A 23,491-nucleotide genomic window follows, 5' to 3' on the forward strand; every position below is an offset into this window, starting at 1 on the left:
GGGACGGAAAGTAGTTGATGTCTCAACTGCGCCCGACAGCATCCTAAACTGACCGGGCTATGTCAACGGCGGCGGTGACCAAGGCGAACGGACAGCGGAAGCATCATCATCCAGACCAGGCGTTCCCACACGCAGGTCAGCCAGGGGACCTGGAGGCCCGGCTGGTCAAGGGTAATGCCAAGCCGACGACGCCGAACAGGTAAGCGCGCGTCCTCGACCTGCGCGCCGAGTGGAATGCCCAGAACCCCATGATGCCCGATCCTGTGAACCCGGCGGCGACGGGGCGTGCCATCATGCTGGCGGCATGCCACTTTGAACCGCAGGAACGCAGATCCTGCTGGGGGACGCCACCCTGGGCGCCGGTTTGCCATTCCCGTCACGGCGCAGTGATACAATGAAATGAAGGACATACGATGACCAGGAACGACCTGAAGATGAGGCAAGGCAAGACGTTCTCGCTGATCGTTCGTTGGGCGACGCTGCCGTTCGTCCACGCCGCCATCACGGCGATCACGAAGGCGGCGCCGGCTGTCATCACCAGTTCGGCACACGGCGTCCCCGACGGCTGGCGCGTGGCGGTCGTGTCGGCGGCGGCATGCGGCAGATCAACGCCAAGAACACGCCGCCCAGATCCACGGACTACCGTCGCGCGACAGTGCCTGACACGAGCACCGTGGCGCTGAACGACGTGAACTCGACGAACTACTCGACGTACACGTCCGGTGGCTATCTCCAGTACAAGACGCCTGTCGACCTGACCGCTTCACGGCGCGCATGTCCATCAAGGATGTCGTCGGTGGCACCGAGTTGCTCCGGCTCGACACGACCAACGCACGCATCGCGCTCGACAACGCCGCCAAAACTATTGCGCTTACCATCTCGGCAGCCGACACGGCGGCCATCACGTGGCTGGAAGGCGTGTATGACTTGGAGCTGGTGTCGGCTACGGTGTAGTGAGCCTCGTGATGTCGGGCGCCGTCACCGTAGATACCGAAGTAACCACAACTTGAGGAGATTGAAATGGCATTGATCACGACGTCCAAGGGCTCATGGACGAGTCCCTGCTCGAAAAGCGAACCGGCGGGCTGGATGACGCCAACGAGACGACCGAGTGGGTTGAATACTGGCACGACGGCGAACTCGTCCATCGTTCCGCCGCCGTCGTTCTTAAACCCCGTTGCTGGCGCCGCCAGCGTTTCACTGTTCTAATTAACTCAAAGGAGTATGACAAATGGCTAACAGCGCCGGCATGTGCACGTCGTTCAAAGGGGAGCTTCTCACAGGTATCCACGCCCTCGGCCCGGCACGGGTTCCCACGCACCGTATCCACGGCGGACGTCGTCAAGGCGGCGCTGTTCCCTGGCATCGGCGTCGCGTGGCGTCGCGGACACCGTGTATAACACGACCGGCGAACTCGCGGCGTCGGGCAGCAACACGCAGGGGCGGCGTCACGGTGACGATGGCCACGGCGCCGAGCACGAGCGGCACGACGGGCATCTTCACGCCGAGCGCCAGCTTCACGTGGGCTGCGCTCACGTCGTCGGGCGCGTTCGATGCCTGCGTGCTGTATAACAGCTCGCAGAGCGACAAGCAGATCAGCGTGCCACGTTCTCGTCGCAGTCGATCACGGCCGGCACGTTCACGCTGACCATGCCGACCAACGACGCCAGTAATGCGTTGCTTCCGGATCGCATAAGGAGCACTACCATGACACCAGCACAACTTCAAACACTCAAAGCCGCTGTTCTTGCGTCGGTCGATCCGGCAGTGCAAGCAGCAGGGTCAAGCCGAAACGACACCGAATTGGCCCGCCTACTGAACCTGCCCAGCACGTTCTACGTGTGGCGCAGCACAGTGCCTGCGGACGAGGTAGCCGATGCAATCCTGTGGGACCGCCTCACGCCGGCAGACGCGCCCGATGGCAGCGCAATCCAGACCAATCGCCTGCTGCTGTGCCAGTCGAAGCAGATCAACTTGCAAGTGTTGTTGCAAGGACGCGACAGCATCGGGACGGGCAGGCCGAACCTTCGCGCTGGACTTTCTGACGCTTTGCAGAACGTCCCGTCCGGCATTGGTGGAGCTACGCAAGACGCTGGCTGGGCAGGAGCAAGCCGCGTAAAAGCCACCATTACTCGACTGGCAACGGTTGCGGAACGTGTATTCGCAACTGGCACTGGAACTACTGGCATTCCAGGCAATCTGGTATTCGAGGGCGATCTCAACGTCAATGACATTGGCGAAATGTGGAATAGCTGATCATGGCCAACGAGAGCTACATCCGCAAGGGAACCTCGAAGCTCGTCAATGGCGAGGCTGGAGCCGCATCGGCGTTTTCGGTGGAAGGTGTGACCAACGCCAACGGCCGAGTATCCGACCAGATTGATTGGGGCGCAGCGCCGCGACCTATGTGGTACGAGTGGTCTTGCGAAGTGCAGTTTCAGGCTACGCCAACGCAGGGTCTCGGACTGGAATTGTATGTGGCTGGGGCTCCTGACGCAGACAGCACGCAAATCGATGGCGACATCGGCGCAAGTGATGCTGCACTCGGCGACGTGGACATGCGCCGCAACCTGCGATTCATCGGCTACGTCGTGAGCGAGAACGCTGCGGCCAGCGAGAAGTGCGTCGCTTCTGGAAGGTTCCAATTCACGCAGCGGTACATGAGCATCGTTGCCTACAACGCCAGCGGTGCGACGGCCAATGCGACCGATTCAAACTTCCGCTTCGACATCGTGCCGTTCTACGTTCAGGGGCAGTAGGTGGCTGGGTATTTTGACGAGTCGGCAGAACTCTGCACCGAACAGCCACAGGACCCGCTAAAGGTACGTGCCGAGCTACGGCCGCTCTACGGCCTTCAGCCTGGCGGCTTTGGCCGGTTGGATACGTCGGGTGTACCACTTACGGCTGGTTCCGGCGTCTCTTCCGTGGTATCACGGCAAGGGCGGATAATCTCCCTCACCGATGATACGAACGGCTACCTACGCAATCTTGCTGTTTCGGCCAACTACCCGCTGAGTTTTGTATTCGCGGGATCGATGCCATCTACTGCCGACTTTCGCTGCCCGTCTATGCTGACTACGGCGAGCGATAAAACAGTCCGATTTTTTGGCAAAAGCGATGGCTCCGTAGTAGCGCAGCATATAGGAGGCACGACAAGCGCAACGGCTACTAGCGCGCAGATTTTCTCCTTTGGCGAACCGTTTACGGCTGTGGCAGTATTTGGCTCGGCGACAGATGTAAGGGTTTACGGCGCAGGACCTATGAGCCGTAGTAGTGCATCCTCCTCGACAAACGTCGGTGCTCTTGTCCCGCTTACTCGCCTGGCATACGGCCAATACAATGGCAGCGCAGCGCTCTATCCGTGGGGTGGAGGCATTGCCTTGGCGCAGTGGCTCAATGTCTCGCTTACGGCAGCAGAAGCCTGGGCGCTGGTCGATAACCCGTGGCAGATATTCGAGTCGCCGCCGATAGACATCTGGGTGCCGAGTGCGGGGGGTGCGACGCTCGCGCTCTCAGGCGTAGCCGCCACAGGAGCGGCGGGGGCGCTAGCTCCGACCATCACCAACGCCCTTGCTGGCGTAGCCGCCACGGGCGCGGTAGGTACCCTCACGCCAACGGTAGGGGTGACGGTCGCACTCACCGGTGCCGCAGCTACTGGCGCGACAGGGTCGCTGGCCCCGTCGATGTCTGTAGCGCTGTCCGGCGCGGCGGCAACCGGTGCGGTAGGTCCCTCACGCCAACGGTAGGGGTGACGGTCGCACTCACCGGTGCCGCAGCTACTGGCGCGGTCGGACTACTGGTTCCATCCATCATCGCGGCCCTTGCCCGGCGCGGCGGCCACGGGGGGGCGGTCGGCGTTCTCACTCCAGTCACCGGCACCACTGTCGCGCTCACCGGCGCCGTCGGCACTGGAGCCACAGGTTCACTTGCGCCGGCGTTCAGCTTGTCCATTACAGGCGCGGCGGCGACAGGCGCTGCGGGCACGCTGACCCCAGTCTCTGGAACCACTGTCGCGCTTGCCGGCGTCGCCGGCGCGTCGGCTGTCGGACTACTCGTTCCGGACTTCAGTCTATCCGTCGCCGGCGTGTCCGCTACCGGCGCGGCAGGTGTACTCGTTCCGGGGTTCGGCCTGTCCGTCTCGGGCGTGTCCGCTACCGGCGCGGTAGGTACGCTCAGCCCATCGACTGGGACGTTCGTCGCGCTCACCGGCGTTGCCAGCACGGGGCAGTACGGCTCGCTAGCCCCATCGTTCGCCTTGAACCTATCTGGCATACTGGCTACCGGGTACGCGGGCGCGCTGTCGCCGCCGCTGTCGGAGGCGTGATACGCCCGCAAAGAGATGTTCGTCGAACACGGTTTCTCCGAAGTGTTCGCAGAAACCGGGCGCCGTGAAACATTCGTGGAGGCCCCATGAACTGGATACTGGGTAAGATCGTCGGCAACCCGCTGCTGATCCTGTGGATCGCCGCGGCGGCGTTCGCGGCGGGCGGCGTGGCCGGCGGCGGCGCCGCGTGGACGGCGCAGGGCTGGCGGCTGGATGCGGTACAATCCAAGTTCGATGGCTTCGTGGCGACCGTGAAGGCGCAAGGCGTGGCGGCGCAGAAGGCGACGGCGGCGCAGGAGTCCAGGGACAAACTCAACAAGGAGCAGACCGATGCTGCCACGAAACGCGATCTCGATACTCTGCGCGCTGACAATCAGCGCCTGCGCAACACCCGTACCCGTGGCAGCTACGTGCCCGTCGCCGCCTCCACTCCCGACAGTCCTGACCGAGCCTGCTTCGACCGGCCCGAGCTTGGCGCGGCGCTACAACGACTCGATGACGAGGTTTCGGGACTCGTTGAAGAAGGCAGTGAAGCCGTGATCAATCTCGATTCCGCCAAGGAATGGGCAAGGAGAAGGTGAATGAACATCCACGAAACCATCGCAGTACCCGTTACGCAGAAGGTCGCCACGGCAGCCGCGGCGGGCGGACTTGGGATCGCCGCGTACTTCGGCATCACGTCGCAAGAACTGGGCATGTTCATTGGTCTGTTCATAGCCTTCGGCGGCGGCGTGACGGCGGCGATGATCAACTTTTACTTTCGGCAAAAAGCATTTCCAACCTTGTCAAGGAATATGTCAAGTCCGGGGATTTCGACCGGCGCAAAGAGGAACGCAGGGAAGCTATTTGTACGCAGTGCCCATTGGTCAAGCACCGCCATGATTGCGACAATATTTAAGCGACTATTCCGGGCCGTCACTGCATTCGTGGTGGTGCTGGTGCACGATCCAGTGGCTGCGCATCAGAAGATCACCGAGGTATTGGGGATACGAGGATGACACTGGTACAGAACTGGAAGCGCATCATCACGAAGGCGTGGTCTATCCGCTGGATGCTCGTCGCCGCTTTGTTCGCCGGTATAGATGCGGCACTGCCGATCTTCGCCAATCGAATACCACAGGGGGTGTTTTCCATCCTTGCGGCACTGTCAGCTTGCATAGGTACTGTGGCGCGCCCGGTGCCCGGTGATGTTCCGACGATCGGCTTCGGCACGACCGATGGTGTCAAGCCTGGTGACACGATTACGCCGCCGAAGGCGCTGGAACGCGCTTTGCATGACGTACAAAAATTTGAAGGCGCGCTAAAACACTGCGTCAGGGTTCCGCTGCATCAGCACGAGTATGACGCTTACGTAAATCTGGCGTACAACATCGGCCCGGTGCGTTCTGTGGTTCGACACTGGTGCGCAAGCTAAACGCCGGAGACTACATTGGCGCATGCCAGCAGATACTCGTTTGGGATAAGTTCAAAGGCAAGCCGTTGCGCGGACTCACTATCCGCCGGCAGCAGGAACACCAACAATGTATGGGAGAAACATCGTGAGTGCGGATCATTGGGACATGAAGGCGAATCGTAACAAGATCGTCGACATGCTGGACAGTGCAATCGACAATGCGGCTACCGATCCGACGCGGGCGATGATGAGTATTGATGAGGCGCGGAAGCAGTTGCAGCAGATGTTTTTGTGGGCGCATGAGGCGCATCTGCGGAGTATCCCGAAAGTGTGGGGACGACCATGACGCTATCGGTCGTTTCGTTCCCGAGCAAGGACATTCGGGATATACCCTTGTCACTGCGCGCATTGGCCGACAGCATTGAGCTGGGCCTGTACGACGATGCGCACAATCTTGCATGGGTTATCGACTGTGGGGAAGGTCGCATCGAAGCGGGGCTGCTCGGTTCGGCAGCGGAAGTCTCTCCGACCGCGTACTTTCTGTTCGGACTGGCGCAACGTAGGATTGAACCATGAACCCGTTCGCAGCTACTTACGAGGCAGTGAAATGAAATGGACACCGTCCTCAAACTGCTTGGGGAAGACGGCGAACTACAAGTCGCGGTACGACAGAGACGCGCCGGTGCGACTGGGCCGGCGGCAGCAGATGTGCGCTCGCCACGCCCGTGATCCGGGTGCCGGCGAAGAAGCCCGACCGCGACGTGACGGCCCGCCGGCCCAGCATGAGCCAAGAGATCGGCTTCGGATGCTACACTACCCCACCATCCTGCAAGGAGTAACACCATGGCCATGACACAATCCACTCGCCCCGCCGGCGCCCAAGTCGGCCCGCTACTGTTTGCTTCGGCGTCTGGCACCATCCCCGCTACCGGCAACACCGTCCTCCTCGAAGTGCCGACGCTGGGCCTCAAGAACATCGGTGTCGACTTCGATGTCGGCGTGAACGCGCTGGATACCTTCGTCGTGTCGGCGCAGTTCCACCCGGACGGCGCGTTCCAGACACTCTACAGCGCCATCACGTCGACGCCGGCCGGCCTCATCATCGCGGCGTCGGGCACGCTGGCCAGCACGGGTGCCGGCGCGACGGCGTGGCTGCTCATGGACGTCCGTGGTATCTACAAGGTGCGCTTCAGCGCCAGCGGTACCGCCGCGGATACCACGACTGTTGCGATCCGCTGTTCGGGTTCGCGGTAGTACCAAAAAGAACCCCGGCGCGGTGGAGGAGGGGGCACCGGCCGGGGGCAGCGCCACACAGGGCGACTACTCAGATAGTATAGCAGACCTGACTCGTGCGACGGCGATGTCGAAGTAGCCGTGCTCCATGTCGTTGTCGACGCCCACGAAGCCGAAGCCCTCCTTGAGCGCGGCCTTGCCGGTTGACCCGGAACCCATGAAGGGGTCGAGCACCGTGCCGCCGGGCGGCGTGACGAGTCGGCAGAGGTAGCGCATGAGTTCGGTCGGTTTCACGGTGGGGTGGGCGTTCTGGGTCTGCGTGCGCGAACGATCATCCCCAACAAGCGCCGGACCTGCGTTCGCCCGCATGCCTTGTGTTGTTTTAGTCTCAAGCGCCTCGCAGCCCTCGTTCCGATCCTTCTTGCTACACTTCGGCGAATAGAAAAACCGTGCGGCGCTGCCCTTGCCGGCGTCGTGCGGCGTCCGTGGCCCGCCGAAGTATTCGCTCTTGCCCGAGCCAACCACGCCGTCGCCGTACCCAGTGATCTTGACCTGTGGCAGCGATCCGCCGGATCCGTTGCTGTCGGGGAACAGGGCCAGCACTTCATCGCTGCCGTCGTGGATCAGGTTGGCGGGCCAGCGACCTAGTGTTGATCCTGTGCTGTACTCTTCCTGTAGAGGTTGAATCTCTCCTATCATCCCTGTCATGTAGGAGGAGGAGGAGGAGTTGTGCCGAGTCGTAGTATCAATGCCCTCAACCCGACACCCATCAATGTTGATCGCCCCCGTACCAAACTGCTGCACGTTCGCCGCAACCGTGCCGATCAATGGCTTGCGAGCAACAATGACAGGCTCGTAGGCGGGCTTAAGACTTGTGCCGAACCCCTCATACTCTTTCTTGAGTTTGCCACATCGCGAGCAGCAGCCACTGTTTCGTAGTGCTCGTCCATCCAGTGCTCCAGATGCGTCGCATAAATTTTCAAATTGGGCGGCGCGTTGTTCGCCCGATTCAGATCCCTGTGGTGAACTTCCTCCTCGTCCGTCAGCGAGCGCCCAAGCATTTTCTCCGCAACCAGAATGTGCTCCAACACATACCCGTTCTGGCGCGCTCTCGGGTGTTCCGGCATCCTCACCATCACATACCCCTTCTCTGGCTCGATGTAGCGACCCCCTTTCCATGCGGGGTTGTTCGCCCCCGCCAACTTTTGGTTCGGGCCTCGCGGCCCACAGGAGCGGTTCGGCTTCGCTTTGAATTGGCAGGCATGACTGCAATACTTGTTCACGTTCGTTCGCAGCAAGTTTGGGCGCCGATAAATCGCCTTGCCGCAGCAATCGCACATCGTATTCGGAATTCGGTTTGTCATGGGTTGATTGTAGGGCATTTCCACTGCAAGCACAAGTACCTGCTCGCGCAAGATTGTATGATTTTGGCATCCCGCTGCCGTACACCCACATGATTGTGTCCCTGATCTCCCAGCCGGCGTCCTCGATTGCCGCCATCAGGCGGTGGAACGTGCGGGTGCCGCCGAACGCCAGCAGGTGCGCGCCCGGCTTGGCGACGCGCAGCGCCTCGACCCAGAACTCCTTGCCCGGTACGCCGTGATCCCACCCCTTGCCCATGAACCCGAGGCCATAGGGCGGGTCGCACACGATGGCGTCGATGCTATTCTCGTCCAGCAACCGCATAGCTTCGCGACAGTCGCCATTGATGAGAGTCGCCAGCCCTACTTCCTCGATTCTCATACCACCACCCCAGACATCTCGGCGTGCTCCATGTTGACGACCCAGCACGTCGTCGGCCCGCTGGCGTAGTTGGTGCCGGCGCCCAACGTCTTGCCGGCGCGCGGGTGCAGGATGACGCCGCTGCGGATCAGTTCGGCCTCGATGTCGGCGAAGCCGAAGTGCTTCTTGTCGAGGTAGAACTTGATGCGCTTGCGGCTGATCCACAACGTCTTGATGGCGGGCTCGTAGCGCTGGCTGATCTCGTGGTAGGGCTTGTCCTGAACGGCCGCCAGGCCAGCGTTCATGGTGTTCACCACCAGGCGCTCGCCGACGTGCTCGTCCAGGAAGTTGGCCAGGATGGAGACGGGCCCGACCTTGTTGTCGTCCATGGTGCCGCGCATGCGGTTGAGTTCCCGCATGAGCCACGGCCGGATGCGGCCCGGATCGAAGTCGATGACGCCGGCCTCGCGCGCCAGCTCGCCGCCGTAGAGCACCAGCGACGTCACCCACGTCCAGAAGCGTTCCTTGCCGGCCATGTCAAACTCTTCCTTCTCTTCGGCGCCGACCTCCGCCAGCCTGGCGCGGATCCTGTCGCGGTTCTCGACAAGGTGCTGGATGTACGCCGGCCCGGCGACGCCGTAGTGCTCGCGCAGCACGTTGGGGACGATGTCGGCGATCGGCCCGAACGCGTCCACGCGCGGGAACCGGAACTCGAACAGCCGCAGGCTCTCGGCCTCGGCGTTCTGGTTCTCCAGCAGCAGCTTGGATTGCAGCGAGTTGTTGGTCGACATGACGAGCAGCGTCACCCACTCGGCGCCGGGCCGCAGCGTGTAGTCGGCGCGCATCGACGACCTGTTCTTGCCGGTGGGTATCGAGTACACGAGGTCGCGCAGCGGCTCCGGCTTGATGGTCGTAGCCTCGTCCATGTACACCGGCAGGTTGTAGTGGGCGCCCAGGCGCTGCATGCGGGCCAGGTCGGTGTCGTTGCGGCCCACCCACGAGCCCTTCGGGCTGCCGTAGACGGAGCACATGAACTCCGCCATGGTGCTCTTGCCGACGCCCGACTCGCCGAGCGCGTTGACCGTGCAGCCCTGCCAGTTGGCGAGCTTCAGCAGCGGCGCCGCGAAGGCGAGCAGCAGCATGAAGGCGTGGGGCTCGAACCCCGGCGTGTCGAATACCTCGGTCAGCGTGCGCCACACGGCGAGGTCGCCGCGCGAGTGGAAGGGCTTCAGGAACGCCTCCATGCCGTGGCTGAAGCCAGCCTGCACGACCTCGCCGCGCTTGTAGAGCTTGTCGCCGAGCACGAACTCGGTGTCGTCGCGCTTCCATCCCTGACACTTAAACAATTGACGTAGCTTTGTTTGACTCTTCAGGCGTCTGATATAGGCGTCGCCGTACATATTGAATTTTCCCTTGATGAGCGGCTGGATGTGGTTGTCGCGCAGCGATACCTCGAATTCCGCCGGCTTGGCCAGTAGTGATGACCTCATGACACACTCCTTCCAACCTTCGTTGGGCAGCCAGTGCCGCCACCGCATGGTCTCGTAGCCAAGCTGTTCGTCATAGGCGAGTTCAACGGGGAAGCAGTCGAACTCGTAGATGAGATGCGTGACGCCGTCCTGCTCCACGTAGATGCCGCCGTCGAACTTGCCCGCCGTCTTGGGCTCCCCGCGAGTGAAGCCCTCGGGTGGTGCCGGTAGCGTGACGGCAGTGGTAACGTTGGCGATCTTCACCTGGATCACCGGTGCCGGCGCGCTGGCGACCTGGGTGCCCAACTGGGCCGGCGAACTGATCTTGCCGCGGAACGCGCAGCCGTCGCACCCGCCGGGGTTGCGACTCTCGAACGTTGTGCAGAGCGGCGGGCCAATAGACTGCTCCCGTATCTGCGCGATCTTCTTGTCTACGAACCCCGACGCCCGATTGTAATGCGGGTTCTTACTTGCCCACTGGTGGATCAGCTCGTCGCCTTCTATCGAATTCACCAACAGTTGTACCGCGGTGTAGAACTGTGGCTCCGTTAGTCCGGCAGCATTATCACGCACTACACGGACTTGCGCGCAGCGATCAGCTACCTTGGTACCCGAGCACGGCGGGAAGGAGTTTTTGACGGCGAAGGCTTGGTTGAGCGTTTCGGTCCGGGCTTCGACTTGCCTCGGCCCTTCGGGAGGCTTGACTCCGACAGCAGCGAGCGCATCAGCGACACATCGTTGGAAAACCGCGAAAGCGACAGGAACAGCGTCGGCAATAAGCTCAACGGGTCGCGGTGCGGTGGGAACCTTACGGTTATGGGTTCCGACAGGCCGCAGGACACGCGCAAGGTCACTGGTACAGGCTGGGTCGGCGCGGAATTTGTGGTGCGCGCAGAGGGCTTTGAGGCTTTCCGCAGTTTGTTTCCAGGCTTCAGGTTGGATGTGATTTTCGAGGCTCCAATATATGTGGACGCCGCCGCCGCTGGATAATACCATTGGCATAGGCAGGTGGGTTGCCGCACAGAACAGCAACAGTTGTTCGCAGGCTTCTTCCTGCGACGCGAACTTCTTTGGGTTGCCGGCGTCGACATCGAGGTCCATGAAGAACGAACGCAACGCCCGGACGTTCTTGTGCGTGCGGACCTGGTGCCAGACAGAGCCATCAGGCTTGACGGTGTCGACGCTGCGCTCGCGGTAGGCAGCTACTGCCATGTAGGCGTGTACGCCGGCGGCGTCGTAGGCGTGCACCTGTTGCGCCAGTTCCTCGATCGAGTCGCAGACCTGGTTCTTGAATTTGCCGTTGATCAGCCTGGCGGCGACGTACAGGCCCTGTACCGGCAGGATGCGGCGCAGGAATTCAATCGTGTCCATGGAGTCGCCCGGCGAGTTTCATGGCGGCGGCGTGCAGCCTGGCGTTGAACCAGCGGCGAATGGCATAGGATCTGACGACGCTGACCGCGGTGTAGATGAGGCCGATGTAGACGTTCGTCGCCACGGTCAGCGACGTGAAGCCGAATGCCGGCAGGATCAGCAGGTTGGCGACGAAGTTGATGCCGAACCCGATCAGCACGTTGACCCAGGACTCGATGAATGATCCAAGTCTTGTCTGGTTCATGGCTCATCACCCAGCAACCAGTCGACGAGCTGAATCCGCTCGCCGATCCAGCGCATGACCGGCACCGCCATCGAGTTACCGAGCGCCTTGTAGCGCGGCCCGTCGGCGGCCGGCTTGCCGTGCGTGAATGGGATCAGTGTGTAGGGTGTTTCTAGGTCAAGCAGGAGCGAGAAACGCTCGGGAAGCGTTTCGTTTGGAATGCACCCACTTATGGCAGCCAGTACAGAGCAGAGCGAGGTTGCTACTGGCGAGATGCAGATCGGGGCGAGCGACCCAAGTGTGGATGTGGTGAACTTCCCCAGTGATGCAGCGTTCGTTGCACCGCTGGCAAATGCCGCGTTCTCGTTTCCAAATCGAGTGGCATTTTTTGCGCCATCTCGTGCTTGCGTAGAAAGCCTGATGTTCTGTAGTGATTCCGCCTTTCCAGTTCTGATTGCCAGCGCCAGATCGCGCAAGTGCGGTGCAAGCGCGGCTGCAATACCGGCGGCTTGCGTAGACGGGGGATACCTGTTTGATTCGGCCACACTGCTCGCAGACCACATCAACTTTCCGTGACTGCGTATTTCGTGAAGCAAGTCCGCGGAGGATGTACGCACACTCAGGGCTGCAAGCGGTTCGCGGTCTGCTCGGTACATGCTGGAAATGTTTTCCACAATGTTTGCATTCTGCGGATACCGTTGCGCGTCGACAGGCGAGGCATTGCTTGGCCACCTGAGACATGACAGCGCCACAGTGACAGTGTTGTTTTGAGGGTCTGTGCATGCTTCTACTGTAACGCGTTCCCGTATAGATGGAAAGCCTTGTAGTAACTCGCACTCGCGGGGCGTGAGGCGGCGGACTTGCATGTGGTTCAGTACATGCGCCTTGTCGCCTCCTCCTCCTGATGCCCGCAGTGCAGATGGCACGTCGCTCAGTTCGGCAGTGCCGCCGCCTTCTCTACCCCGTAGCGCAACTGCCACCGCCTGATGCCCGCCGCCGTTCTGATGCGAGTTGCTGTGGCCCATGCTGCGCATCGTCGAGGCGATCTCACCCACGCCGAAGCCATTCTGTCCAGAGGCTTTGCAGTCGAAGGCGATAGGTACCAATGGCGTGCCCCGCCCCGTGCCATCCTCGCTCGCATCAAAGCCCTCGCCGCGCAGCGCGTGGGCAGTATCAGGAACCAGCACGGCCGGGAACCTGTTCTTCTCTGGCATCGTCTGGCCTTTTTGCAGCACCGCATCCAGGGTTTGTGCAGTCTGGCCGCCGTCCCACCATGATCCGACCAGTGCTTCGCACCCGTGTCCTAAGTCGGCCCCTGATTTGAGAAGGGGGCTTGAGGAGGAGGAGGAGTAGCTTCCGATTCCACCACACTCGAAAGTGCGCGTTCCAGTTGCGGCGGCAACGCCTTCCCTCTTTTCTCGGCGCGGCGCAGGATGCCTCTGCAAGCTGTGGCGCTCAAAAAGAACCGCGGCGGCACGGCGCCAGTCTCCAAAATGTCCGACAACGAACACGCGACGGCGTCGCTGCGGAACTCCAAAGAACTGTGCGTCCAGGACTCGGTAGGCCCACCCATACCCGAGTTGGCCCAGCGCCCCGAGGAAGGTACCAAAATCCCGTCCTGATCCGCTGGACAGCACGCCGGGGACGTTTTCCCAGACAAGCCATTCAGGCTGGTATCTGTCCGCAATAGCGAGATAGGTGAGCATGAGGTCGCCACGAGGATCAGCCAGTCCTTTTCGGAGTCCGGCAACGCTGAAGCTCTGGCAGGGGGTGCCGCCGACGAGGATGTTGGGTTCATAGTTACTCCATTGAGACGCGAGAGTCATGTCGCCGAGGTTCTGCACCGTCGGGTAATGATGGGCGAGCACCGCCGCCGGGAACTTGTCTGTCTCGGAGAACGCGACCGCCTCGAACCCAAGCGGTGACCATGCCGCCGTCGCGGCCTCGATGCCGCTACACACGCTGAGATATCGCACCCCTACCCCCTCCGGTTACCGCGCCTCCTACTGCTGAATGGGGGCGGGCCTAAGTCCTTGCAGCCGGGCAGCCATCATGGCCACCCGCTCGCGCCTGACGCCCTTGTCCATCGCCTCGAACGGCAGTAGCTGCCGCTCGACGGCGACGACGAGCGCCTTGGTTATCGCCTCAGCCTGTCGGGCCAGCAGGCTGCCGACCCGCGGCAATCCGCCAGTAGACCACGTGTGGACGGTCTGTCGGCTGACGCCGTACATCTGCGCGAGTTCGATCTTCGTGAGACCGGAGTCGCGCAGCACGCGGGCGAAGTCCATCACGGCGCCGCGGCGAGACCGAGCTTGGCGCGGAGCTTCTCGGCCAGGCTGGCTCCGGCTGCCACGACCTGCGCGCTGGGTGCAGTCTGAGCCGCCGGCTGCGGCGCGGCACCGAAGCCGGTTGAGGGGGCCGCAGCCGCCGGCGGGGTCACGGGAGAGGGGGCCGTGACTTGTGCCGCCGGGGCTGAGGCTTGAACGGGGGGCGGGTAGGCAGCGATGAGCGCCTGACCAGCCGCTGATGTGGCACCCACGACGTCGATCGTCGCGCGGATCTCGGCGGGGATATGGCTGAGGTCCGGCGCGGCGGCAACATGGTCTCCAATACCGGGCGGTGTTATGGCATGTACTGTCGACGCCGGCGCCGCAGCAGCCTCAGCCGCCTTCGCGGCTTCCATCTCGGCGCGCGTGCGGCGCGTCCGCTTGGCAGGCTCGGCAGCGGGGGCCGCAGCCGCCGGCGGGGTCACGGGAGAGGGGGCCGTGACTTGTACCGCCGGGGCTGAGGCCCGGATCAGTTCCATGAAGTCGATGCCGGTCAGCGCCTGGTAGGTGCGCAGGCCGGCGTGGGTCTCCAGGCCGCCGACAGCCGTCACCGCCGCCTGTACGTGGGGCTCAAGGCCGGCGAACGGCGCCTCGGCGGTCGGACCGGCGGGGGTGGCAGCAGCGGCAGCCAGGGCATGAGCACGGGCGTTCTCAGCGGCTTGGGCTGCCAAGTAGGCGGGGTCTGTAATCTGGCTTGCCCCAAACCCGCCAGTCTGGCCAGTCGCCGCCGCAGGGGCGACGTAGGCGGGCGCGGCGACATCCGGCGCCGGCAAGCCAAGGTTCGCGGGCGCCGCCAGTGCCGGCACGGCGGCGCCGCGAGACTGCGCCGTGATGAGCCTGACGTCGTCGCCCGTCTTGCGCTCGTTGACGCGGATAAACTCGGCTTCCGTGAGGAACCGGTTGAAGCTGAACTGGAGGACGCCGTTGGCGGTCTGGTCGAATGTGACGTTGGTGACCAGCGTGGCGATGCCGTAGCCGCGACCGGACAGCGCCGACACGTAGGATCCCCAGTTCTTGAGGCTGCCCGCCTTGACCGCCAGACCGAGCATCTTGAAGTTGAGGTCGTTCGCTGGCAGCACGGCGAGCTGCTTGCTGTCGCCGCACGCGCGCACCGGCTTGCTGGTCAGCTTACTTATCTTCGAGCCCCAGGCATACTGCGGGCAGGTGGCGCAGACGGGATTCTGTTTGGCTACGACGTCGGCGTCCGGCGTCACGCCGTTGGCGGACCGGCACGTCGGTTCCAGGTGCTCGCCTTCGACGTACTCGCCCTCGAAGAACGTGTGCGACAGCGCCGGGTTGGCGTCGACGACGACGATCTCCAGGCACATCATCGGCAGCGGCGGCTGGCCGGCGGCGGCGGGTGCCATCATCAGGACAGTCGTTTCGTCGCCGTCCTTGATGCTGAACTTGTTGGCCTTGATGCCGATGGACGGGAAACCGCCCGACCGCACGCCGCCGGTAGCCGCCGCGTTGGCAGCAGCGATAGCTGCCGCGATGTCGGGGCTCTGAAGGTGGGCGGGAAGTTGCAGGTTGCTGGGGACTACGGATACTGCTGTACTCATGACTGATTCTCCTGGGTTGAAGTAAGTGCTTTGCGTATTGCGGCGAGTTGGTTAATCATACTCACGACATCTTCGAAGTACACACGACGAATCATGGGGGGCGAGCCCCCGGCGCCCGGCATGGGGATATCGAACGCCGCCGGCCTGGCCTTCTCGATTTCCTGCGCGGCGGCAGCGAGATTCCTGTCGAGGTTGTGAATGAAAGTTGTTCCCTTCCCCACTTCGCCCGAAGTCAGCATGTTGTAGCAGGGCCAGCAGATGTTGTCGTTAAACTTGCCTTGGTCACTGCGGTTCTGGCAACCGTAGACGACACACTTACGGGCTGGCATCGGCGGGCACGGCGGTACGGGCGGCGGGGTCCATCCGATACTGACCAGCGCGTCTACGATCTGCGAATGGTACGTGTTCATGCCTTCCCCCTGCGCCACGCCAAATCCTTGAAACTCGTGTACCGGATCCCCGGCGGCTGGTCGCCGGCTTCGATCAGTTCCTTCGTGACGGTCTTATTTACTGCCTTGTTCAGCAGCGACCAGAGGCCATGGCGTTCGATGTGGCCGAGGATGTATTCCCACGCCATCTTCTGGTTCTGATTCCTGGCGACTGTGGCGAGGTCGTCGGGCGGCGCGGCCTCGCAGAGGATGCGATGGATGACTTGATCCATGTTATCCACGGTCACGCTGTCCTTGGTCGTCCAGAACGTCATGTGGCCCGTGGATGAACTCTTCCATTGCTGGGCGCCGGTCTTGAGCAGTTCGGCTTTGATGAAGCCCTCGCACAGCGCCATCTCCTCCATCATCGGCGCCAGCCTGGCGCGCTCTCGGCCTGGACGGCAGTGATCTGCTCGTCCAGCTCGAATCGACGACTCATTACCTCGTCGAGGTTGATGTCTTCACTCATGGTTCCCTCCATCAGGTTGGTGATTGTAGCAGGTAAGACTGTAAAGTTCTTGGCAGGTTCAATTTTATTTTCCTACGCTGAAGAAGTAAGCGAGTTCCTGCCGGGCCGCGTCGCGTTCCTGCTCCACAACAAGGAGTTCGACAGCGAGTTGTTCGAGCCGGGTCGCCGCCGCCAATCGCGCATCTCGCACGACGTGGTCGTTCCACCCGTAGGGGGTCCGCAGCACGTGCAGGGCGTGGTCGATCTTGGCCAGGTCGATGGTTGCGGCGGTCATACCAACCCCTCCTTCTTTTCAACCATGTCGAGCAGCAAGCCCTGAAACTTCTGGCGCTCGACCAGGCGCTTGTATACCTTCCGTTCCACCGCCGCACCGCTGAGGTTGACGATACACGTCGTCCTGTGTTGTCCGGGCCGCGTGATCCGACCGCAGGCCTGCGTGTAGGTGTCGTTAGAGTCGATGCCAGTCCACCACACCACGACGGATGCCTGGATCAGCGTAAGGCCGTGACTCATGGTGCCCGGATGTGCGACGATTATCTCCAGGTCCGACTTCTCATCCTCGAACCGCAGGAATATTTCGTTGCGCTCCTTGACCGGCGTGTCTCCGGTAACGATGGCGGTGTTCCAGTGCTTGTTCAGTTCTCTCGCGATCATGACTGTCATGGACGTGAACGGCACGAATACCAGGATCTTGCCGCCGGCCTCCTCGATGACCTCCATCAGGGTCTCCAGGCGGGTGCCGGTGTCGATCTCGTGCGGGCGGCCATCGACGTCATAGACGCAGCCGCCGGCGATCTGGAGCGCCTTACCCAGCTTCACGCCCTCGTTGACGGCACTGATACGCTTGCCCTCGACCTCGGTCATCAGGTCGCGCATGAGTTCCTTCAGGTGCTTGGTCTGCTCAGCGGACAGCGTGACGTCACGGGTCTGGTAGACGGTCGGCGGCAGGTCGATGCACTCGTCTCTCTTGAATCGTATGGCTGGCCGCATGACCTTGTGCACGATAGCCGTCGACTCAGCCCGCGGCGTCCAGACGTAGTCGGACTGGTGGTCCATGACCATGGCGCGAAACTGGCCGAAGAACTTGGGCACTGTCGTCGGCGTGATGAGGCGGCATTGGCCATAGGCGTCCTCTGGCGAGTTCGGCGTCGGCGTGCCCGTCATGCCCCACACCCAGGGTTTCGGCTTGCCGCTCGTGGGGTACAGGAACTCCTCCATCACCTTCCAGCGGCCAGTCTGTTTGTTCCTATACGTCGCAACTTCGTCGATTATGACGATGTCGATGTCGGGCCGCTTGGCAAGTTCTCTCGCGACTACGGCGATGCCATCGTGGTTGATGATATAGAAATCGGCCGGCTGGGCAAGCAAGCGGCGTCGCCGCTCAGCTGACCCGTGCAGCACGGCGAACCGGCGATGCGTGAAGTGGACGAACAGCGTGTCGCCCCACACGCGCTCCAGCGTGGACAGCGGTGCCACGACCAGCGCCTTGCGGCCGTAGCCCTCAGTCATGAGGTAGTCGGCAGCCCAGCACGCCGTTAAACTTTTGCCGGTGTTACCGGTAGCGAAGATGCACCCGTTGCGCCGCAAGAGAAGAAACCCGGACGGGACATTGAAGCAGTACATGAACCCGTCTGGAGACGGCTCCCGCCACACGTTCTGGGATTTGCCGCCCGCACCTACGCCTTTCAGATACAGGAGTGACGCTCCTGCCCTAGCGTGTACCACGTATTCAGGTTTGTGCTCTTCGCGTTCGGATACAAATAGCGTAGCTGTTCTGCCGGTGGCAGCATACGCATACTGGATGAAATCTGCGGACGCCTTAATAGTCGAGAAGAACTGCGAGGCGCCGGACTTACGGGCGCACCCATCCCAGTGAACGGCTTCGCCCGCTATCACTTCGAGCTGCGATATATCGCACTCCCAGAACTCAGGACCAAACTCCTTAGTATGCAGCGGCGCCTGAAACCGGAACACCGTGAACCCCTGCGCCGTCGGATAGTCGTTACTGGATTCTTTCCATTCGATGCCGGCGGCAGTGAGAAGGGTGCGCAGCCTGTCTTTTTTGCGCTGCTTTTTCACGCGCACGACACACCCATCAGATATGTACGGGAAGTGTCCGTCTGCAATGACGGCGACCATCACGCGTAGCTGTGCGTCATTGAGTGGAAACGCAGTTGTTATCTTGGGGGTGAACGTGGTAATGAACCGCCCCGGCCACCCCATCACAGAATCCTCATATCTGGATTCGACATACGATGCAGGAACCGTCATCCGCCCTCCCGTGCTCGCGACATACAAGACTGTGTGGTCTGGGCTAAGCAACTGATCGATGCCGTACGTCGTCTTGAATCTGATCATCTCCTCACAGGGGCGTCTAACGAACGCCGTGGGGGTGACGAACTCGACAGTCCCGTCGAGGTTGTACTGGCCTACCTTGCCATTCTCATACGAATCTATGCGCCGCCATCCGGCCGGCGACAGGTATTCGGTTGACGCGTCTACACAGCCGATGTCATTAAGCACGTAGCCGTGCGGGTTGGTGACCATGAAGCCGGCCGTCACGGCCTGGTGGGCGAAGGGCTGCGGGATGGTTGACTGGTCGCGCGGCCACGAGTAGTAGTGCTGGATCGGCGACTCGGCCGGCACGCCCAGCAGCGCGAGCCTGGCGACGGCGTCGATGGTGTGCGGCATGCAGACGAAGCCCGGCGCCAGCGCCTCGGCACCGCGGATGGTGGCCAGCACGCGCGGGTCGTCGGTCTCGACCACCAGCGCGCGGTCGTCGGGGAGGACGGTGGCGGTCACTCCCCCAGAACCTCAACCGCCCGACGGTACGCGGCGCAGCGTGCCGGCTGCTTGCAGAACTGGTCGCAGACGCGCTCGTACTCGGCAACCAGATCCCGGAGTATCTCCGGCGCCAGGTCTCGTAGCTGGCGTTGGCGTTCGCGGTCGGCGTGCTCGGCGTTGTGCATGGTGTGGATGTCAGCCATCACTGGTCTCCCCGGCACGGCGAGCCCGAGTTGCAGCCGCAACATGCGGCGACTCGTCTCCATGCCGTCGATGTAGCCGGTCTCGTATGACTTCGTAGCTGCGTCGGCGTGCTGTTTTATGCGACCAGTTCGCCTATCGTATCGATCATCATCTCCTGAACTGTGTCTTTCCTGGGGGACATCGATCGGCACTACGCCGCTCTTGAGTTGCCCTACAGCATAGGCGCATTCATCGCGTTCTTTCCTGTGGCAATCATACACATCGTTCATGGCTTCTCTCCTGTCAAGGTCGGAATCACAAACTGCACCTGGTCAGCCGGCACGCTTTCGACGCGACCGTCTGGCCACTCAACGATGGCCGCCGTGTAGTTGCCTGGGCCGCCCTCAAGTTCCTCGTATCCGACGCCGAATTGATGGAATACTGCTTCCCCCTGCGGCTCCAGAGCATACGTTTTCTTGTATGTACTCCCCTCGACTGGGTGCGCCACATATCTACTAACGATCACTTTCCTGAGATCATTTCCCATGCTTCTCTCCCGTCAAGTCTCGAATGGTGGCCTCCAGTGCCGCCAGGTCGTCGTAGCCGTCGCAGCAGATGGACAGCCCGCCGGCCTTAAGCACGCCCTCCATGAACTCCTCCTGATGCGCCGACATGCCGCGCCGCAGCTCGCCGCGGCGGCCCGGCCGCTTGGCCTCGATGCTCAGGAACACGCCGATCTTCTTGCCGACCATCGCAGGCGTGATGACGACAGGCAGGGCGGCGATCCTGTCGTGTATGCCAGGCACGCCAAGCGCTGTCTGAACGACGGCGAAGTTGAAGGCGTCGCGGCGGTCACACCACTGTCGAACGACGTCCTTAACGTGGTTCTCTGTCTCCAGGTTCTTCATTTCCCCTCCAGTTGAGCAATTCGATTGAGTGCCGCGATCAGCCGGCGTCGCAGCCTGGCGTTCTCCCGCAGCAGGGCGTTGATGGCGAGGCGCAGCGACCAGCGCCGGTACTTCGGGGCCATGTCACCTACTTGACCCAGACCTCGGGCCTCGATAGATAACCACGAAGCCGCCAGAAGGCGGGCTGGCGGGCGTCGGCGGCGGCAGCCATACCACTCTGTCGATCGGGTTCCCATTGAGTGCGGAGTCCGTCGCCATTTTTACCGCCCGATCAAGTACGCTCTGGTCCATCTCACTCTCCCGGCGGCCCCTCGGCCTTGTCACAAATTCCAGCCTTGTTCGCCCCGCATTGCCGGCACGACTTGGCGCCGCGCCGTGGCGCCGCCGGCCAGTGGTTGGTTCGGTACGCGACTTGCAGGCGCTCGACTTCCGGAAGTAGGACTGCCCAGAGTTCGGGGAGTTCCTTGCGCCTAAACTTCTCGTCACTGGTCTGGCCATGCTTGAGCCAGATGTAACTGGTGTCGATCGTTTCGAGTTCGGGGAACTGGTGGAACGCCGTCGCCGCGAACAGCCTGAGTTGGTCGTTGTCGGGCCAGATCATGCCGGCCTTCCAGTCGCCAATGAAGGCATAGCTGCCGTTGATGACGGCGACGTCGTAGATGGATCGGCACCACGCCTGCCGGTCGAAGTAACCGCACGGCTTGAACGCCTGATCCAGGGTGACGCGGAGCTGGTGTACTTGACGCCCGGCGCGGCGAGCACCATGGCAGCCATGGGTTCGTAGGGCGCGTACTGCGCGGGCAGCGGCGTGCCCTTGGCGATGCGCTGCGTGAGGGCGTCGTCGATCCTGTTGCCGGCCAGCATAGCCTCGGTCTGCACGAACTCGACGCGGTCGGCCGAGCCCTTCGGCGCCACGTTCTTGTGGTAGAACATCCGCGGACATTCCATCCAATCTTTGCGTCGGCTGTGGCTCCACGCGATGAAGTCGGTTGTCATAGTTTTACCTGTATGGGTGTCGTGCATTCCGCGCAGCACACACGCCAGCCCTCAAATTCCCCAAGAGGCTTCTTGTGCAGCAGGCAGTTATCCATGATGCCGACGTGTGGGCATTTCCTTTTGTAGCCGACCTCGTCCCAGGCGCGCTTGCCGTCGCCAGTGAACTCACAGAACCGGATCGTTTCGGTTGTCATAATTTTACCGAGTCTCCATTACATAGCTCGTTGAGGAACTGCTCGTCCTGCCAGCCTTTCGGGCCGCCGAGCGGGTGCTGTCGGTACTCTTTGCCGCAGACAGGGCAGATGCAGGCTCCTGACGCCCGGCGGAACTCGGGGTCTGGTGGGTACTCGGCGCTAAGATCGTAACCGTTGGCGAGGGTCATTTCTTCACCTTCCCAAGCTTAACCGCGAGTTCGTGCTTCTCCCAGCCGGCCAGGAACATGACGGCCTGCTTCCAGTCCTCGAAGGTCTGTAGCGTGATGTCGTTGGCGAAGCCGTGCTCGTTGCCGCCCTTGGTCTGGAGGCATATCATGCCGGCCCCATAATTATGGTCCTGGATCAGCCGGAAGCCGTTGCGATCGGCCATGCCAAACGCCACATCGATGTTGTTCTTCTCTTGCCAGGGGGTCATATGTGTGCCCACCGTTCTCTGCGTTTAATTCGGCTGATAGTCATTTGCCCTACTCCATATTCAGATGCGATAACATGCTGTGGCCTGGCGTCTGCGCGGATTCTAAGTACCTGTTCTGCGTTAAGAGGAGACAGGCGCTCTTTGTGTTGGGTGGTAAGAGGGCGCCCTTTGTTGGCCGCCAGTAGCGCCGCTGCTGCCGCGGGCGGCATCCCTCTTTACCGAAGCGAGGGTGCGCCGCACCGCGCGGCATGCGTTCAGGGTGGGTTATTGCAGGGCTCGGCGGCCTGCGCCCTCTGGCGTCTTTATCATGCTCGTTATCCAGCTGCGTACCAACATATAGATGTCGCGGATTGCACACATGGGAGTGTCGCACCTGTGTAGTACCCACAGCCCTGAAGGTATTGGCCCCACATACACCGTGTAGTAGTGCCGGTGGGCTCGAACAGTCTTACCCCGCACTTTCAGCTTCCCGTAGCCGTCTTGGCCGGGCTTACCTGAGAATATCCAGCAGCCAGTATTGCTAATGGTGTGGAAGTCTAGCGAAGCCATGATAGGAGCACTTGTATGTCTATTTCCATACCGCTTGCATTTCGATGTCCGCCGCCGCCGAACGCCTTGGCGACAGCGCTGACATCGTAGTCACCATTAGAGCGCAGCGAGCAGTTGGCTACCATCTTGGTCTGGTTCAGGGTCCAGCACAGGCCGAAGGTGCCACTTTGCACAGCGAGTTCGTGGCCGACATCAGAGGTCAGGTGCGGCGGGCAGTTGGCGGCGAGGCCAGGCAGGTTGAATTGATATTCGATCTCGACCCCATCCACCAACTTCCAGACAGAGCACTTCCTGGCGCCGCCCTTCACTACACTCTGCACGTTCTGGTCGTGGGCGCGCAGGATGGCAGCGCCCTCGTGAATCATCCCCTCGGCATCGGAGTCCTGCGCAAAGTTATCCCGCCACTGCGCGAACGACCACGGCGCGTAGCTCCACAGCGCCTTGCTGAACTCCTTGGTGCCATCGATCCGGAACTGCCAGCGATCGTAGTCGTCGATATGTTGGATCAACTTGGGAACCTCGGTGCCGGGGCAGAAGTATTCCCAGGCGATCAGGGCGCCGGACCTGTTGTTGTCGAGAACAATGTAGGCGTCTTTTGCGCCGCCGAATGACTGGTAGAAGTCGCGTTCCCCGTCGTCGCACCACATTTGGAATGCAGATAGGTGGTGATCAAGCCAGACGACACGCTTGGCCGACGCGAACAAGGCGTCCATCACTTCGCGCGGGAAGCTGAAGTCGAGGATGTAGACGTCGTTGTCTTTTGCAGCCAGCGAGACTTTCATGTCGAAGTCCGCCGGCGTCGTAACTTCGCCGTATCGGCACGCCACGTAGTCGGCGCTGTCACCCAGCCGGAGCCAGGCCGCGAAGGCGGCGCCGAATCCGTCGGCACAGTTGGCATGATAAATCACTAATGGCTTCAT

Annotated in this window: 30 protein-coding genes and 3 pseudogenes; 12 read left to right on the forward strand and 21 right to left on the reverse strand. The window is 61.9% G+C overall.

Translation table 11 applies throughout. The features are described 5' to 3' along the window. Positions 1–413: 413 nt before the first annotated feature. From IPM06_21575 to IPM06_21630, 12 genes and pseudogenes are all read left to right on the forward strand, one after another. Complete coding sequence (locus tag IPM06_21575) at positions 414–683, forward strand: hypothetical protein (GenBank protein MBK8773002.1); 270 nt, start codon at positions 414–416, stop codon at positions 681–683. A 91-nt stretch (positions 684–774) separates the two neighbouring features. Continuing rightward, a complete protein-coding gene (locus IPM06_21580; protein ID MBK8773003.1) occupies positions 775–954 on the forward strand; it encodes a hypothetical protein in 180 nt (59 codons plus the stop codon). A gap of 753 nt (positions 955–1,707) precedes the next feature. After that, positions 1,708–2,256: a hypothetical protein gene (locus IPM06_21585; GenBank protein MBK8773004.1), complete on the forward strand. Its 549-nt coding sequence runs from the start codon at positions 1,708–1,710 to the stop codon at positions 2,254–2,256. Between the two features lie 2 nt (positions 2,257–2,258). Further along, positions 2,259–2,759: a hypothetical protein gene (locus IPM06_21590; GenBank protein MBK8773005.1), complete on the forward strand. Its 501-nt coding sequence runs from the start codon at positions 2,259–2,261 to the stop codon at positions 2,757–2,759. 621 nt (positions 2,760–3,380) lie between these two features. After that, on the forward strand, positions 3,381–3,746 hold the full coding sequence (locus tag IPM06_21595; protein ID MBK8773006.1) for a hypothetical protein: 366 nt from the start codon (positions 3,381–3,383) through the stop codon (positions 3,744–3,746). A gap of 197 nt (positions 3,747–3,943) precedes the next feature. Continuing rightward, the gene (locus IPM06_21600) at positions 3,944–4,324 is read left to right on the forward strand and encodes a hypothetical protein (GenBank protein ID MBK8773007.1); all 381 of its coding nucleotides are present in this window, start codon (positions 3,944–3,946) and stop codon (positions 4,322–4,324) included. A gap of 86 nt (positions 4,325–4,410) precedes the next feature. Next, positions 4,411–4,905: a hypothetical protein gene (locus IPM06_21605; protein ID MBK8773008.1), complete on the forward strand. Its 495-nt coding sequence runs from the start codon at positions 4,411–4,413 to the stop codon at positions 4,903–4,905. Then, positions 4,906–5,322, forward strand: a complete 417-nt coding sequence (locus tag IPM06_21610) for a hypothetical protein (GenBank protein ID MBK8773009.1) — start codon at positions 4,906–4,908, stop codon at positions 5,320–5,322. A gap of 53 nt (positions 5,323–5,375) precedes the next feature. Then, a pseudogene (locus tag IPM06_21615) lies at positions 5,376–5,866 on the forward strand (lysozyme). After that, positions 5,863–6,063, forward strand: coding sequence for a hypothetical protein (locus IPM06_21620; protein MBK8773010.1), 201 nt, complete (start codon positions 5,863–5,865; stop codon positions 6,061–6,063). The pseudogene IPM06_21615 and the gene IPM06_21620 overlap by 4 nt, the downstream one beginning before the upstream one ends. Continuing rightward, entirely contained in the window at positions 6,060–6,293 is a 234-nt protein-coding gene (locus IPM06_21625) for a hypothetical protein (GenBank protein MBK8773011.1), read from the forward strand. Before IPM06_21620 ends, IPM06_21625 begins: the two co-directional genes overlap by 4 nt. A gap of 267 nt (positions 6,294–6,560) precedes the next feature. After that, on the forward strand, positions 6,561–6,971 hold the full coding sequence (locus IPM06_21630; protein ID MBK8773012.1) for a hypothetical protein: 411 nt from the start codon (positions 6,561–6,563) through the stop codon (positions 6,969–6,971). A gap of 66 nt (positions 6,972–7,037) precedes the next feature. Here the strand turns inward: IPM06_21630 and IPM06_21635 are convergent, their stop codons facing one another. From IPM06_21635 to IPM06_21735, 21 genes and pseudogenes are all read right to left on the reverse strand, one after another. Continuing rightward, positions 7,038–7,658: a site-specific DNA-methyltransferase gene (locus IPM06_21635; protein MBK8773013.1), complete on the reverse strand. Its 621-nt coding sequence runs from the start codon at positions 7,656–7,658 to the stop codon at positions 7,038–7,040. Positions 7,659–7,774: 116 nt separating this feature from the next. After that, positions 7,775–8,365 (reverse strand): HNH endonuclease, encoded by a 591-nt coding sequence (locus tag IPM06_21640; protein ID MBK8773014.1) that lies wholly within the window; start codon positions 8,363–8,365, stop codon positions 7,775–7,777. 324 nt (positions 8,366–8,689) lie between these two features. Beyond that, positions 8,690–11,512: a DUF927 domain-containing protein gene (locus tag IPM06_21645; GenBank protein ID MBK8773015.1), complete on the reverse strand. Its 2,823-nt coding sequence runs from the start codon at positions 11,510–11,512 to the stop codon at positions 8,690–8,692. After that, complete coding sequence (locus tag IPM06_21650) at positions 11,499–11,756, reverse strand: hypothetical protein (GenBank protein ID MBK8773016.1); 258 nt, start codon at positions 11,754–11,756, stop codon at positions 11,499–11,501. The genes IPM06_21645 and IPM06_21650 overlap by 14 nt, the downstream gene beginning before the upstream one ends. Next, positions 11,753–11,899: pseudogene (locus tag IPM06_21655) on the reverse strand (DNA (cytosine-5-)-methyltransferase). Before IPM06_21655 ends, IPM06_21650 begins: the two are co-directional and overlap by 4 nt. Before the next feature lie 13 nt (positions 11,900–11,912). Next, positions 11,913–12,518 carry an HNH endonuclease gene (locus IPM06_21660; protein MBK8773017.1) on the reverse strand — a complete coding sequence of 202 codons (606 nt, stop codon included), beginning with the start codon at positions 12,516–12,518 and terminating at the stop codon, positions 11,913–11,915. A gap of 29 nt (positions 12,519–12,547) precedes the next feature. Further along, positions 12,548–13,711: pseudogene (locus IPM06_21665) on the reverse strand (DNA cytosine methyltransferase). A gap of 27 nt (positions 13,712–13,738) precedes the next feature. Further along, positions 13,739–14,023 carry a hypothetical protein gene (locus tag IPM06_21670; GenBank protein MBK8773018.1) on the reverse strand — a complete coding sequence of 95 codons (285 nt, stop codon included), beginning with the start codon at positions 14,021–14,023 and terminating at the stop codon, positions 13,739–13,741. Further along, entirely contained in the window at positions 14,023–15,624 is a 1,602-nt protein-coding gene (locus IPM06_21675) for a hypothetical protein (protein ID MBK8773019.1), read from the reverse strand. Before IPM06_21675 ends, IPM06_21670 begins: the two co-directional genes overlap by 1 nt. Continuing rightward, positions 15,621–16,034 carry a hypothetical protein gene (locus tag IPM06_21680; protein ID MBK8773020.1) on the reverse strand — a complete coding sequence of 138 codons (414 nt, stop codon included), beginning with the start codon at positions 16,032–16,034 and terminating at the stop codon, positions 15,621–15,623. Before IPM06_21680 ends, IPM06_21675 begins: the two co-directional genes overlap by 4 nt. Further along, positions 16,031–16,420 (reverse strand): hypothetical protein, encoded by a 390-nt coding sequence (locus IPM06_21685; protein ID MBK8773021.1) that lies wholly within the window; start codon positions 16,418–16,420, stop codon positions 16,031–16,033. The genes IPM06_21680 and IPM06_21685 overlap by 4 nt, the downstream gene beginning before the upstream one ends. Positions 16,421–16,585: 165 nt before the next feature. After that, positions 16,586–16,795: a hypothetical protein gene (locus IPM06_21690; GenBank protein ID MBK8773022.1), complete on the reverse strand. Its 210-nt coding sequence runs from the start codon at positions 16,793–16,795 to the stop codon at positions 16,586–16,588. Further along, positions 16,792–19,323 carry a hypothetical protein gene (locus tag IPM06_21695; protein ID MBK8773023.1) on the reverse strand — a complete coding sequence of 844 codons (2,532 nt, stop codon included), beginning with the start codon at positions 19,321–19,323 and terminating at the stop codon, positions 16,792–16,794. Before IPM06_21695 ends, IPM06_21690 begins: the two co-directional genes overlap by 4 nt. Beyond that, entirely contained in the window at positions 19,320–19,778 is a 459-nt protein-coding gene (locus tag IPM06_21700; protein ID MBK8773024.1) for a hypothetical protein, read from the reverse strand. Before IPM06_21700 ends, IPM06_21695 begins: the two co-directional genes overlap by 4 nt. Then, on the reverse strand, positions 19,775–20,035 hold the full coding sequence (locus tag IPM06_21705; protein MBK8773025.1) for a hypothetical protein: 261 nt from the start codon (positions 20,033–20,035) through the stop codon (positions 19,775–19,777). Before IPM06_21705 ends, IPM06_21700 begins: the two co-directional genes overlap by 4 nt. After that, positions 20,025–20,396 (reverse strand): hypothetical protein, encoded by a 372-nt coding sequence (locus tag IPM06_21710; protein ID MBK8773026.1) that lies wholly within the window; start codon positions 20,394–20,396, stop codon positions 20,025–20,027. Before IPM06_21710 ends, IPM06_21705 begins: the two co-directional genes overlap by 11 nt. Before the next feature lie 292 nt (positions 20,397–20,688). After that, positions 20,689–20,997, reverse strand: a complete 309-nt coding sequence (locus IPM06_21715; protein ID MBK8773027.1) for a hypothetical protein — start codon at positions 20,995–20,997, stop codon at positions 20,689–20,691. Beyond that, on the reverse strand, positions 20,994–21,329 hold the full coding sequence (locus IPM06_21720; protein ID MBK8773028.1) for a hypothetical protein: 336 nt from the start codon (positions 21,327–21,329) through the stop codon (positions 20,994–20,996). The genes IPM06_21715 and IPM06_21720 overlap by 4 nt, the downstream gene beginning before the upstream one ends. Positions 21,330–21,388: 59 nt before the next feature. Then, positions 21,389–21,586: a hypothetical protein gene (locus tag IPM06_21725; protein MBK8773029.1), complete on the reverse strand. Its 198-nt coding sequence runs from the start codon at positions 21,584–21,586 to the stop codon at positions 21,389–21,391. 184 nt (positions 21,587–21,770) lie between these two features. After that, the gene (locus tag IPM06_21730; protein MBK8773030.1) at positions 21,771–22,022 is read right to left on the reverse strand and encodes a hypothetical protein; all 252 of its coding nucleotides are present in this window, start codon (positions 22,020–22,022) and stop codon (positions 21,771–21,773) included. Between the two features lie 536 nt (positions 22,023–22,558). Then, a complete protein-coding gene (locus IPM06_21735) occupies positions 22,559–23,491 on the reverse strand; it encodes a hypothetical protein (protein ID MBK8773031.1) in 933 nt (310 codons plus the stop codon).

The organism is Hyphomicrobiales bacterium (assembly GCA_016710435.1).
Lineage (GTDB): Bacteria > Pseudomonadota > Alphaproteobacteria > Rhizobiales > Aestuariivirgaceae > Aestuariivirga.